Origin of the sequence: Chlorogloea sp. CCALA 695, from assembly GCF_003003885.1 — a bacterium.
In the GTDB taxonomy this organism is placed as follows: Bacteria; Cyanobacteriota; Cyanobacteriia; order Cyanobacteriales; family Chroococcidiopsidaceae; genus Aliterella.
In genome coordinates, this window is the sequence record NZ_PVWN01000086.1 from 1 (window position 1) to 12,354 (window position 12,354).

General features: G+C 42.0%; 10 protein-coding genes. 7 read left to right on the forward strand and 3 right to left on the reverse strand.

Annotation, left to right across the window (positions count from 1 at the left end; genetic code table 11):
- Positions 1 to 226 precede the first annotated feature (226 nt).
- The 5 genes from murA (at position 227) to frr (ending at position 4,502) form a co-directional block, all read left to right on the forward strand.
- Positions 227 to 1,588 carry a UDP-N-acetylglucosamine 1-carboxyvinyltransferase gene (murA, locus tag C7B70_RS23445; protein ID WP_233221088.1) on the forward strand — a complete coding sequence of 454 codons (1,362 nt, stop codon included), beginning with the start codon at positions 227 to 229 and terminating at the stop codon, positions 1,586 to 1,588.
- Positions 1,589 to 1,664: 76 nt separating this feature from the next.
- Positions 1,665 to 2,570: an agmatinase gene (gene speB / locus C7B70_RS23450; RefSeq protein WP_106371348.1), complete on the forward strand. Its 906-nt coding sequence runs from the start codon at positions 1,665 to 1,667 to the stop codon at positions 2,568 to 2,570.
- 31 nt (positions 2,571 to 2,601) lie between these two features.
- Positions 2,602 to 3,147 (forward strand): redoxin domain-containing protein, encoded by a 546-nt coding sequence (locus tag C7B70_RS23455; RefSeq protein ID WP_106371349.1) that lies wholly within the window; start codon positions 2,602 to 2,604, stop codon positions 3,145 to 3,147.
- A gap of 91 nt (positions 3,148 to 3,238) precedes the next feature.
- Positions 3,239 to 3,967, forward strand: a complete 729-nt coding sequence (gene pyrH, locus C7B70_RS23460) for a UMP kinase (RefSeq protein WP_106371350.1) — start codon at positions 3,239 to 3,241, stop codon at positions 3,965 to 3,967.
- Entirely contained in the window at positions 3,954 to 4,502 is a 549-nt protein-coding gene (gene frr, locus C7B70_RS23465) for a ribosome recycling factor (RefSeq protein WP_106371351.1), read from the forward strand. The genes pyrH and frr overlap by 14 nt, the downstream gene beginning before the upstream one ends.
- Positions 4,503 to 4,787: 285 nt before the next feature.
- On the opposite strand, the gene C7B70_RS23470 is transcribed toward frr, so the two are convergent.
- Positions 4,788 to 6,407, reverse strand: a complete 1,620-nt coding sequence (locus tag C7B70_RS23470; RefSeq protein ID WP_106371352.1) for a cyclic peptide export ABC transporter — start codon at positions 6,405 to 6,407, stop codon at positions 4,788 to 4,790.
- Between the two features lie 72 nt (positions 6,408 to 6,479).
- Positions 6,480 to 8,597 (reverse strand): CHASE2 domain-containing protein, encoded by a 2,118-nt coding sequence (locus C7B70_RS23475; protein WP_106371353.1) that lies wholly within the window; start codon positions 8,595 to 8,597, stop codon positions 6,480 to 6,482.
- Positions 8,598 to 8,868: 271 nt separating this feature from the next.
- Here C7B70_RS23475 and psbU point away from each other — a divergent pair, with 271 nt between their 5' ends.
- Complete coding sequence (gene psbU / locus C7B70_RS23480; protein WP_106371354.1) at positions 8,869 to 9,315, forward strand: photosystem II complex extrinsic protein PsbU; 447 nt, start codon at positions 8,869 to 8,871, stop codon at positions 9,313 to 9,315.
- 91 nt (positions 9,316 to 9,406) lie between these two features.
- Positions 9,407 to 11,080: an L-aspartate oxidase gene (nadB, locus tag C7B70_RS23485; protein WP_106371355.1), complete on the forward strand. Its 1,674-nt coding sequence runs from the start codon at positions 9,407 to 9,409 to the stop codon at positions 11,078 to 11,080.
- A gap of 143 nt (positions 11,081 to 11,223) precedes the next feature.
- On the opposite strand, the gene C7B70_RS23490 is transcribed toward nadB, so the two are convergent.
- A complete protein-coding gene (locus tag C7B70_RS23490; RefSeq protein ID WP_106371356.1) occupies positions 11,224 to 12,189 on the reverse strand; it encodes a vitamin K epoxide reductase family protein in 966 nt (321 codons plus the stop codon).
- Positions 12,190 to 12,354 lie beyond the last annotated feature (165 nt).

A 12,354-nucleotide genomic window follows, 5' to 3' on the forward strand; every position in this document is an offset into this window, starting at 1 on the left:
TAAATCGACAGAGAATTGGGTTTTTGGCACGAATATTTATGAGGAATTGAAGCTAACTTTGCCAATAGCCGTAAAAATACGTAAAGCAATAATGCCTACAAAAAAATATCCGAGAAACCTCTAGTTTTACGGATGGCGATTATCAATGTAGAATCAAAACCAAATTCGCATATGTAAAAATACTCAACAAATTTAGGAGGCTAAAATTATTACTACTCATCAAAACTTGATTAAAACAATCGGTTCTCCAGAAGCTGATCCCTCAGTATTACAAATTTGGGGTGGAGCGCCGCTAAAAGGTCATGTAAAAATTAGCGGCGCAAAAAATTCGGCATTAGTTTTAATTGTCGCCGCCTTGCTTTGCTCAGAAGATTGCCGCCTGCGTAACGTTCCGGCGCTAGTAGATGTAACGCTAATGGGCGAAATTCTCTTATCTTTGGGTGTGAAGATTACCCAAACTGGCGATGTTTTAGATATAAATGCCACTACGATCAGCAAGTCTCAAGCGCCCTACGAATTAGTTAGCCAATTACGGGCGAGTTTCTTTGCTATTGGCCCATTGCTCGCACGCCTAGGAGCCGCCTGCGTACCCTTGCCTGGTGGTTGTACCATTGGAGCAAGACCTGTAGTTTTGCACGTGCGAGGGCTGCAATTAATGGGCGCTGACGTGCAAATAGAGCATGGCATGGTCAATGCTTATATTAAAGGCAATAGAAAAAGATTACAGGGAGCAAAAATTTATTTAGATTATCCCAGCGTCGGCGCAACGGAAACGTTGATGATGGCAGCAACTTTAGCGGAGGGGGAAACAGTTATTGAAAATGCCGCTCAAGAGCCAGAAGTTGTAGACTTAGCCAATTTCTGTAACGCGATGGGGGCAAAAATTCAGGGTGCAGGGACAAATACTATAGTTATTTGTGGTGTTCCTCAATTGCATACTGCTGATTACGCAATTATTCCCGATCGCGTTGAGGCGGCAACTTTTCTCATCGCTGGCGCAATTACTTATTCTGAACTAAGTATTTCTCCAGTTATTCCCGATCATCTTACTGCCGCGATCGCCAAGTTGCGAGATATTGGCGCGCAAGTAGTCACCGATTCCCCCGACTGTCTGCGAATTATTCCCGGAAGTCATCTGCGAGGTACAGATATTGAAACTCTGCCTTATCCTGGCTTTCCTACTGATATGCAGGCGCAGTTTATGGCGCTACTTTCGCTGAGTGAAGGCAATAGTTTAGTTTCAGAAACCGTGTTTGAAAATCGCTTGCGTCACGTACCAGAATTGAACCGCATGGGCGCAGATATTCGCGTTAAAAACAATCATGCCATTATCCGGGGCGTACCTATGTTGTCCGGCGCACCTGTAGTAGCTACAGATTTAAGAGCATCGGCGGCTTTGGTTTTAGCTGGGTTAGCAGCCCAAGGCAAAACTACAATTCAAGGATTGCATCATTTAGATCGCGGCTACGAACAATTAGAAAATAAGTTGTTGAAAGTAGGAGCGATATTGCAACGAGTACCTCAATCAGAGGCAAATATTAGCATCCCCGTCAGGGCAATTAATTCTGATGCTTTGATTTCATCTTAGTGGTGTAAGGAGTGAGGGGCTTATACTCCTCACTATTCTATTAATTGTTAAAATTATATATATTATCTAACGGATTATGAGCGGACAAACTTCTACTTTAGCACTGCCATTTATGGGAGCGGATGTAGCCGTAAGTTATGAGCAAGCAAAAGTAGTTATTTTACCAATTCCTTACGAAGCAACAACTACCTATCGTCGTGGTTGCGAACATGGGCCGGATGCAATTTTAGAAGCGTCGCAGCAAGTAGAATATTACGACGAAGAATTAGATCAAGAAACTTGCAAAGAAGTCGGAATTTTTACCTCAGAAAAAGTCGCCGATACGCGGAAGTTGCCCAAAATTACTGCCGAGGAAATGCTGCAAGTTACTCAAGAAACCGTTTTTAACCTAATTAAAGACAACAAGTTTGTAATTGCTTTAGGAGGCGAACACAGCATTACAACAGGGGTTGTAGCAGCCTATCGTCAAGCTTACCCCAACGAAAGCTTTACAGTAGTTCAAATTGATGCTCACGGCGACTTGCGCCACGAGTACGAAGGCTCAATCCACAATCATGCTTGCGTGATGCGGCGAATTGTTGACATGGGTTTGCCTACAGTGCAAATCGGGATTAGAGCTATTTGTAAAGAAGAAGCAGATTTAATTAAAGCAAAAAACCTGACAGTTTTTCGGGCGCGAGACATTGCAAGTAGTACCGATTGGATTGAAAAGGCGATCGCCTCTATTCCCACAAAAAAGGTATTTCTAACTATTGACTTAGACGGCATCGATCCGACTTTAATTCCTGGGGTGGGTACGCCCGAACCTGGTGGCTTGACTTGGTACGAACTAATGGTGTTTTTAGCTCAAGTATTTGCTACTCGTCAAGTTATTGGCTGCGATGTAATGGAATTAGCACCAATAGTAGATTCAGTAGTTTCACAATTTACAGCCGCTAAATTAGTTTATAAACTGATTGGATATCAGTCAAAAACTGTCTAAATCTATTTATAACATCACTAAATTAAAAAGCATGACTTCCTTAGAACTAACTCCAACAGCAATTGGTAGCTACGCGCCAGATTTTGAAATTAGAGGTACAGACTCCGAAGTTCACCATTTAGCTCGTTATTTAGAAAAGTTTAAAGCTGTCGCTGTAGTATTCATGGCGAATACTTCTACGGATGTCAAAATGTATATAGAGCAACTAAAAACCTTGCAAAACTCCTTACAAGGGCAAGGTTTTACGCTCATTGGCATCAATCCTCACGATGGCAATCAAGATCCATCAGAAAGTTTTGAGAACATGAAAAAATTTGCCACCGAGCAGAAATTGAACTTTCCTTATTTGTGGGATTCAACTCAAGACGTGACACGCAGTTTTGGCGCAACCAAAATTCCCACAGTATTTTTGTTAGATGCTACAAGCAAAGTACGTTACCGGGGAGCCATTGATGATAATAGCCCAACGGGTGTAAAAGAGGAGTATTTGGTAAAAGCGATCGCAGCTTTGCTCAAAGGTGAGGAAATTGAAACGACAACTACAGAAGCGGTAGGTAGCGAAGTAAGATGGCGCTAAGATTTTGGCAAACTTGAGACGCGGATATAAAAAAGCATCGCTCTACTGCTATCTTAAGTTGGAGGCAAGAACTGAAATAAACTAATGTGGTATGGGTAAACCTTACGGACGCATTCTCCTAAAATTGAGCGGTGAAGCTCTTATGGGCAACCTGGGCTATGGCATCGATCCAAGCATAGTTGAAGAAATTGCTGCTCAAATAGCTGAAATTGTCAATAATGGCGTTCAAGTCGCTGTTGTAGTAGGTGGCGGAAATATTTTTCGTGGTGTCAAAGCGTCCGCCGCAGGCATGGATCGGGCAACGGGGGACTATATTGGCATGATTGCTACGGTGATGAATGCCCTAACTCTCCAAGACTGCTTAGAGAGGCTAGAAGTACAGACACGGGTGCAAACAGCGATCGCCATGCAAGAAGTAGCAGAACCCTATATTCGGCGGCGGGCTATTCGTCATCTAGAAAAGGGACGAGTAGTAATTTTTGGCGCAGGTTCAGGAAATCCCTTTTTTACTACCGATACTACCGCAGCCTTACGCGCGGCGGAAATTGATGCAGAGGTGATTTTTAAAGCCACCAAGGTAGATGGAATCTACGATAGCGATCCCAAGCTCAATCCTGATGCGAAACGCTACAAGACCCTAAATTACGTTCATGTTCTTACTCAAGATTTGCGGGTAATGGATAGTACGGCGATCGCTTTGTGTAAAGAAAATAATATTCCGATTCTTGTGTTCGATTTGTCGGTAAGGGGTAACATCCTCCGGGCAGTGATGGGAGAATCAATTGGTACTATTGTCGGAGGTTTTTGTGAAGTTAGCTGAGGCTGAAAGTACGATGCAAAAGAGTGTAGAGGCGACTTTACGCTCTTTTAATACTATTCGCACGGGACGCGCTAATGCGTCTTTGTTGGATAAAGTAACGGTAGATTATTATGGCGCGCCTACGGGCTTGAAAGCGCTGGCGAATATCAACGCCCCTGATTCTAGTACGATCTTAGTTCAACCCTACGATCGCACTACTTTGACTATGATTGAAAAAGCGATTTCTTTGTCGGATGTAGGTTTAACTCCTAATAACGATGGCTCGGCGATTCGGCTGAATATTCCGCCATTAACTAGCGATCGCCGCAAAGAATTTGTGAAATTAGCAACAAAGTACGCAGAAGAAGGGCGAGTAGCAATTCGCAGCATTCGCCGCGATGGGGTTGACTCGATCCGCAAGCAAGAAAAAAATAGCGAACTATCGGAAGATGAATCGCGCGATCGCCAAGACGATCTGCAAAAACTGACGAATAAATACATTGCCAAAATTGACGAGTTGTTGGCAGAAAAAGAAAAAGATATTACAACAGTTTAAGTTGTAGCGGCATTGGGAATGCCAATTTTTGAGAATAAGGCGAAGTTTTCTAGCGGAAAACTTCGCCCCAAGAAACATCATTCCAGCTAAGTTTTAGTTAGAAAGGGTTGTAAAACACAAAGAAGCATAAACTGTTAGTAAAGGGAGCAAGAATTTTAGCTAATTGTTCGGTAAAAAATACCTTACTACCTACTACTTCAAGTCGTTATACTACTATTGTGCCGCAACAATACTTTTGCTTCTACAAGCCCAGCATTGAAATATTAGCTTGGCAAACTATTTTTGCTAGACATACTTGTCATACTCAATTTTGCCATAATCGAGCTTAATAATGCGATCGCCTAGATGAAAATAGCGATCATCGTGACTAATTACTAGCACCGTTTTGCCTCGGTTCCGCAATTGCACTAATAGCTGAGTATAAAAAATCTCTTTAAACACAGGATCTTGGTCGGAAGCCCATTCATCAAATATGTATATAGGGCGATCTTCTAAATAAGCTGTAAGTAAAGCTAGGCGTTTTCGTTGTCCTTGAGATAAGGCAATAGTTGATAATTTTCCGTCCTCAACTTGAACTTTTTGCTCTAGTTGTAGCAAGTTTATGTAATCTTGGACTCGCTGCAAATCAGATTTATCTATACCTAATAATTGTTCAAATAAATAAAAATCAGCAAATACAACGGAAAATTGCTGGCGATACCATTCTCTATTTTGCTCAGTTATAAGTTGATTATCAACTTTAATTTCTCCGGTTTCAGGAGTATAAAGCCCAGTAATTAACTTAACAAGGGTTGATTTACCGCTACCATTACCTCCAACTATAAACACTAATTCTCCTGAGCGAAAAGTCAGATCGATAGGTCCAAGAGTAAAACTATGTTCTGTACTTTCTCCTCGATAAGCATGAGTAACTGCTAATAAACCCAATCGTTTCCAAGCAAGTTTAAGGTTAAGCTGCGGGCAATCTACATCTTCAGATTGCTCTACTAAAGATAACCCCAACCTATCTAATTTTTGCAACGCCACACTAGCTCTACTCAGATTAGGCAATGACTCCAAAATGCTACGCAGAGGGCCAGTTAAGTAGGTGATAGTTAAGATATAGCTAGATAAAACTGGAGTTTCAACACTTGTTAATTGAGGCAAACCAAAAAGTAATAATGCGATCGCCATAAAAAATAAAATTTGTCCCCAATTAGCAGCAAAAGCAAAAATACTCAGACTAACATTCATGTAATGCTGTGAAGACTCCGCCGCGTCTTGTAATTCCCGATCAATAAATTCTTGGCGGCGCGCTTGATGCAACTTTAATTCTTTTGTTCCTTCCGTAATAGTGCGAAAATCCTTAAATAATCGATCTCGCTCCTCACGCGCTAAACCTAATAAGCGTTCGCCTTTAGCTAACAAAAATTGCACGCTAAAAGTAGCAATAAGCAAAAAGCTTAAGACTACTAACAATACTAGCCACGAAAGCCAGCCAAGATAAAATAGACAGCCAACTACAATCGCAATATCGACGCATATCAAAGGCATTACAAAGACGAGGTTGGAGAGAGATTGCACATCATCTGTCAAAGTTGCCAAAAGCTTAGGAGCGCCCAACTCTTCTAAGTGGCGTAAAGAAGCTGACAAAATCCTTTTACTCAAACTCATTTGCAGGTCAAATATAACTTTTCGACCGAGACGAATTAACCAAATTTGCGAGATTAACCCTGTAATAAATACTACTAATATCAACCCCAAAAATATCCAAACCAATTTGTAATTATTAGTCCCATTGTTATTGACAGCAGTATTGATTAGAGCAATTAGCCAAGCACTACTAGCACCGCTAACTAATCCAGTAAAGATTGCGATCGCAACGGTCAACCACGAAGAACGTAAAAGCAGAGAAATAAGATTCATAATTTTCTACCTCAGTGATCGTCTTTATGCTGATTGCTATTGCAAAACTTTTAGCAGCAATATTTCTTGCTTTTAAATTTGTTGTAAGTCTTTGCTTACTTCCATCGCCGATTGATATCTTTCTTGATGGCGATAAGCAACCATTTTGTTGAGAATAGCTGCTAGTTTATCGCTTACTTGGACGCGATCGCGCCAGATTACTTCTTTAGTTTCTAGGTCTTTAGGAATTTGTACTGCTGGCAAGCCAATTAAGGCTTGAATCCCAATCATCCCTAAAGCATAAACATCACTGTTGAGTACGGGTTGTCCTAATAGTTGTTCAGGCGGTGCATAACCGGATGTACCAATTGCCACTGTATTAGTTTCTGGCAAATCGGCAACTTGCGTTTCCAACTGTTTTACTGCGCCAAAGTCAATTAAAACTAAGCGTCCGTCAGCATCGCGCCTCATAATATTACCCGGCTTAATATCTCGATGAATTACGCCAAATCCATGAATAAATTGGAGAACTTCTATAATATCTTTAAGCAAAGCAATTACATAGGGTTCCGATAGCTTTTTACCAGGGGTAAGTTCGTCACTTAGAGAATGACCTTTGATGTACTCTTGGACTAAGTAAAACTCTTTATTAGCTTCAAAGTAAGCTAATAGTTGAGGGATGCGATCGTGTTTACCAACTTTTTCTAAAGTTTCTGCCTCAGTATAAAAAAAACGTCTAGCAAGTTCTAAAAATTTTTCATCGGTGCGGGTAGGCTTCAATTGCTTAACTACGCATTCGGGATATGTGGGTTGTTTTGTATCTTCAGCTAAATAAGTTTCTCCAAATCCACCTTTACCAATATTGCTGATAACTTTGTAACGTCCGTCTAGTAAATTGCTCTCTGCTGTTTCTGAGGGCGGTAATTTGGTTTCATATTCTTCATAATTAGTAGAATTTGCTGGTTCTAAAAGCAATTGTTCCCCTAGAGAAGAATTTTTATACCCTTTATAAGAAGCAACACTAGCACCCGTTAGGAGCAAAGCCAAGGCTGGCGGGATTAATGGCACTTTACCAAACCCGGCAAATATTATTAAACTAACCCCACCTAGTCCAACTATTGCCGCAATTTCAGCGCCAACGATCGCTAAAGGATGAAGAAGCCGCCATGCTATGACTCCTCCTACCACAGACCAAACAAATATCCAAGGAACTTCCGCCCATCCCGGCATCGCCCAAAAGAGAGATTTATTATCTATTACGGCAGTTAATATTTGACTTACAGCTTGAGCGTGAACTAATACCCCAGGCATCCGTAAATCTTCCCTTTGCCCTTTGCTGTAAGGTGTATAAAGAAAATCGTTGCCACTACTAGCCGTTACGCCAATTAAAACAATTCGACCAGTTACTAGCTTTGGATCGAATTTTCCTTGCAGTACATCAGTTAAGGTAATTACCTCGGCAACTTTAGGCGAGCGGTAGTTTAATAATATTTGGTAGCCTCTAGCATCAACGTTTTGATATTCCGCCGTGTCATTGTTTATCGGTGTAAAAGTAGTATTACCTAGCTTCCAGTATTCTTGATCAGTTTTTTCTAGTTTAATTCCTCGTTTTGCCAAATAATTTAAGGCAAGTTGAAAACTAAAAGAGTATTCTGCCGGACAGGCTGAGTTTGGAGCCGGAGTTATAGTTAGCAAGTTACGCCGCACTATACTATCGCTATCGACGACAATATCGCTAAAGCCCAATCGCTCTATTGGTATTTCTTTGGGCGGAGCGACACCGCGCTCGCGATCGCCATTACCCGACTTACAAACGGCAATAATATTATCTGTCAATTGCAAGTTAGTAACTAATTCCGCATTACCTGGCTCTAGGGGCAAATCTCGGTAGATATCTAAACCAATAGTGGCGGGTTGATGTTGGTTAAGCTTATCTAGCAACTGATTGATGACGCGATCGCTAGTGGGCCATTTACCTAAATTGCGGATATCTTCTTCATCAACGGCTACAACTAAGAGGCGAGGATCAACACCTTGATCTGGTTGCAGACGAACTAAACTATCAGCAAAACTTAATTCCAACCCTTCTAAAAGCGAGAGTTGTTTGCCACCAATTACTAGCGCCGAGACAGCAACACTAGCAACAAGTACCGTTCCACTCAACAACGATGAAGCTAGTTTAGTAAAATTACCCAGTTTTGAGGAACTCATATTTAAAATTAATATAGTTGAGCTTAATACTATCTACACTGCCTGGCTGCGACTACCCGCTCAAAAGTAAAACTAAATGATACATTTTACACTTACAGCCCCGACTATAGCTAATTCCTAAATTAATTACGCTTTTGAGCTAGAGCGAGTTAAAAAAGCAGCATTCCTTAACAGCATTGTAAATATTAGGGGTCGCGCTGCGCTGTATATTAGTTTCTGATAAGTGCTGTGTTGATTTCAGCCAAGAATAAACAAGAGGTAAATAAAAAACGTGAGAAGTTTAATACGTGGATTAACAATATTGCTAGTGCTAGTAGGCTGTTGGGGATTTGCGGGGGGATCTGACCGCGCGATCGCTCAAACATTTTCTAGTAACTTTCATTCATCGGTACAAATCTTAGCAAAAGTAGAAGTACCTACCAAAGAATTGCGGAATAAAGCCGACGACAAGCTAGACACAGAGTTTGGCAAAAAAATTGACTTAAATAACACCAACGTCCGAGCTTTCCAGCGCTATCCGGGGATGTATCCAACTTTAGCTAAAGCAATTATTCAAAATGCGCCCTACAGCAAAGTAGAAGACGTATTGGAGATTCTCGGCTTAAGCGATCGCCAAAAAGACACACTCCAATCAAACTTGGATAATTTCACCGTAACTGAGTCTGATTCTGTGTTTAACGAAGGCGACGATCGTTACAACAACGGCATTTACAGATAGAGTAGTTTAGGGAAACTAGGGTAATAAGCTTCCCCAAGTTAAGCAAGTTTTAAGTTATATATATGTTTAGCTTAAAACTATTTTCTTTACCTTGACTCAGTTACAAAATCTCTTTCCAGCTTTTGATGTTTTAGTAGTAGGCGCGGGTGCAGCAGGTCTGTACACCGCGCTTTGTTTACCAGAAAAGTTTAGTGTTGGTTTAATTACCAAAGATACAGTTTCTTTATCCGCTAGCGAGTGGGCCCAAGGGGGAATCGCGGCGGCGATCTCTAAAGACGATTCTCCCGCACTGCATTTAGAAGACACCATCGCGGCGGGGGCGGGTTTATGTGACTTTGCGGCGGTTAATTTTTTGGCAGAAAAAGCGCCTAGCTGTATTCAAGCGTTAGTAAATATGGGAGTAGCCTTTGATCGCCAGGGAGAGCAACTAGCATTAACCTTAGAAGCCGCTCATTCGCGCCGCCGGGTGCTGCACGCTGCCGACACCACAGGAAAAGAAGTAATTACTACTCTTACCGCCCAAGTATTGCAGCATCAAAATATTTCAATTATTCAAAAAACCTTAGCATTGAGCTTGTGGTTAGAGCCACAAACGGGGCGCTGTCAGGGAATTAGCCTAATTTACGAAAATCGGGTAATTTGGGTACGAGCCAAAGCGGTAGTTTTGGCAACCGGAGGCGGTGGTCAAGTTTTTGCTCATACTACTAACCCGGCGGTAAGTACCGGAGATGGAGTAGCTATGTCTTGGCGCTCCGGCGCACTGCTGCGAGACTTAGAATTTGTGCAATTTCACCCGACAGCCCTAACAATTCCTGGAGCAAATAGCTTTTTAATTAGCGAGGCGGTGCGGGGAGAAGGAGCGCATTTAGTCGATGATACAGGCAGACGTTTTGCCTTTGATTATCATCCTAAAGGAGAACTAGCGCCTAGAGACGTAGTTAGTCGGGCTATTTTTACTCACTTACAAAACACCGCGACAGATCCAGCTAAGGCGAGTGTTTGGTTAGATTTAAGACCAATTCCCACAGAAAAAATTAAACATCGTTTCCCCAACATTATCCAAGTATGCAAACGCTGGGGCATTGATGTCTTTAATCAACCGATCCCCGTAGCTCCGGCGGCTCATTATTGGATGGGGGGAATTGTAACAGATTTGATGAATCGCACATCGATACCAGGCTTGTACGCCGTAGGAGAAACCACAAGTACCGGAGTGCATGGAGCTAATCGCTTGGCGAGTAATTCTTTGTTGGAATGTATTGTATTTGGCGCTGAGATGGCTAAATTGGAGCTAGAAGACGTAGGTTTTGCAGAACAACCAAGCAGCGAGTCAGTATTTAAACTTAGTGGTAGCCAGTGGGAGTCTCAGCAAGCAATTCTAACAAAACTCCGCGCACAATTACCGCGTCTAGTGTGGCAAAGCGCGGGAATTTGTCGAGAGCAAAAAAGCTTAGAGTCAGGAATTTCTCAAGTAGAAGTGTGGCGAAAAGAATTTGCCCAGTTACCTTTAAGTAAATTTTTATTAAACTTACCTGCGGCGCAAATAGGTGTTTTTGAGATAGAAACAGCCCATCAACAACTAGCATTATGGGGAGAAACTCGTAATTTACTAGATATTGCCTATTTAATTTTGACTAGCGCCTTATTTCGGACTGAAAGCCGAGGTGGACACTACCGCCAAGACTATCCGCAAACCGATAGAGAGTGGCAAGTCCATACCTTAGTAACAGCAGCTAAGGTATGGAAATCGCAATTATTAGAGTAAAGATTTTTGGGCGTTGCTGAATAGGTAATTGGTAATTGGTAATTGGTAATTTCAATGAACAATTCCTAATAGGGTAGGAATGGGGAGGAGACAGGATTGCAAAAAGGAAAAATCATCACACTTTCAGCAACGCCGATTTTTGATTAGGGTGCGCCAACGATCGTAAAATTGCGATCGCCTGTGTAGTTAGTTAAATCGGCAAGTTCGTTTAAAGACTTGACTCCAGGGTACAACTTACCTTTAATTTCCCAAGTGGGGAAACTTTCAATTTTTGCAGTTTTACACAAATCTGGGCGGGGATCGATACCACCTTCGGCGCATTCGACATGAGTAATGTCTTTATAAGCTTCTTTGCCAAACAATAGTTTTTGTTCGTGACAATGAGGACACCACCAAGCAATATATTCTTTAGCACCACTTTGGGTTAAGTGACGAGCTAGAGCAATTTCTGAGGCTCCAGAAACCGTTGTAATTTCCCAGCCAATGCCAGGAGTTGGTTGAGTTACAGGGCGCACCGCCACTTGTTGACCAGAGGCATTTGTCGCCGTACCAGCGCCATTTACGCCAGCATAGGCTCCTAAAGTGCCAATTAGCGTGATCATGCCGACAACGATCGCCGTAAAGAAAATTTGACCAATATCTTCCCAAGTGCGACCAACAATTGTCAGGACTAACAAAGTCAGGGAAAACAGTGCTGAAGCTAGACAGTAGATACATAAAGCTTTAAGTTCAAAAGCCAGCAGATACATTAAATAGCTGCTAAAGACTGTCATCGCGATCGCCCCAGCTAATAGCAATAGCCAAGTTGTATTTTCAATTTTTATATTTAGAGCTTTATTTTTCGTGCTATCAACCGCCAAAGGAGCTAAAGCAAAAATTAGCATACTGACGTAAGCCAGAAACCCAAACAAAGCCAAAGGCTGCCCAAAAACTTCTGCGTAAGGACTAGAAAGGACTAAATCGCAGCTTTCTGTCGGACAAGCAGCAGTATTTAGGGAAAGTTTCACCACTGTTAGATAAGCAGTAGTCAAAGCGCCAAATCCGGCGATCGCGCCAATGATGGGGCGCGACCATCGATGAATCCAAGGAATAGAACGACGGCGACTCATTAAATTAATCCTATATTTACTGAATAAACTACAATACTTAAAATTTACCTATTTGCCACAGAAACAGTTTAATTAACCAAGAGAGATCCGCTTTCAAAAGCTTGCGTTCATCAGGATAAGACCCTTTTGCAGGGGGTTTGGGGGAGGTAAGCCGTCCCCCAATGG

Bases quoted from the DNA above. Each gene is read 5' to 3' on its own strand.
- C7B70_RS23490 (WP_106371356.1), bottom strand. From the start codon at position 12,189: ATGAGTCGCCGTCGTTCTATTCCTTGGATTCATCGATGGTCGCGCCCC.
- C7B70_RS23475 (WP_106371353.1), bottom strand. From the start codon at position 8,597: ATGAGTTCCTCAAAACTGGGTAATTTTACTAAACTAGCTTCATCGTTG.
- C7B70_RS23455 (WP_106371349.1), top strand. From the start codon at position 2,602: ATGACTTCCTTAGAACTAACTCCAACAGCAATTGGTAGCTACGCGCCA.
- speB (WP_106371348.1), top strand. From the start codon at position 1,665: ATGAGCGGACAAACTTCTACTTTAGCACTGCCATTTATGGGAGCGGAT.
- C7B70_RS23470 (WP_106371352.1), bottom strand. From the start codon at position 6,407: ATGAATCTTATTTCTCTGCTTTTACGTTCTTCGTGGTTGACCGTTGCG.
- pyrH (WP_106371350.1), top strand. From the start codon at position 3,239: ATGGGTAAACCTTACGGACGCATTCTCCTAAAATTGAGCGGTGAAGCT.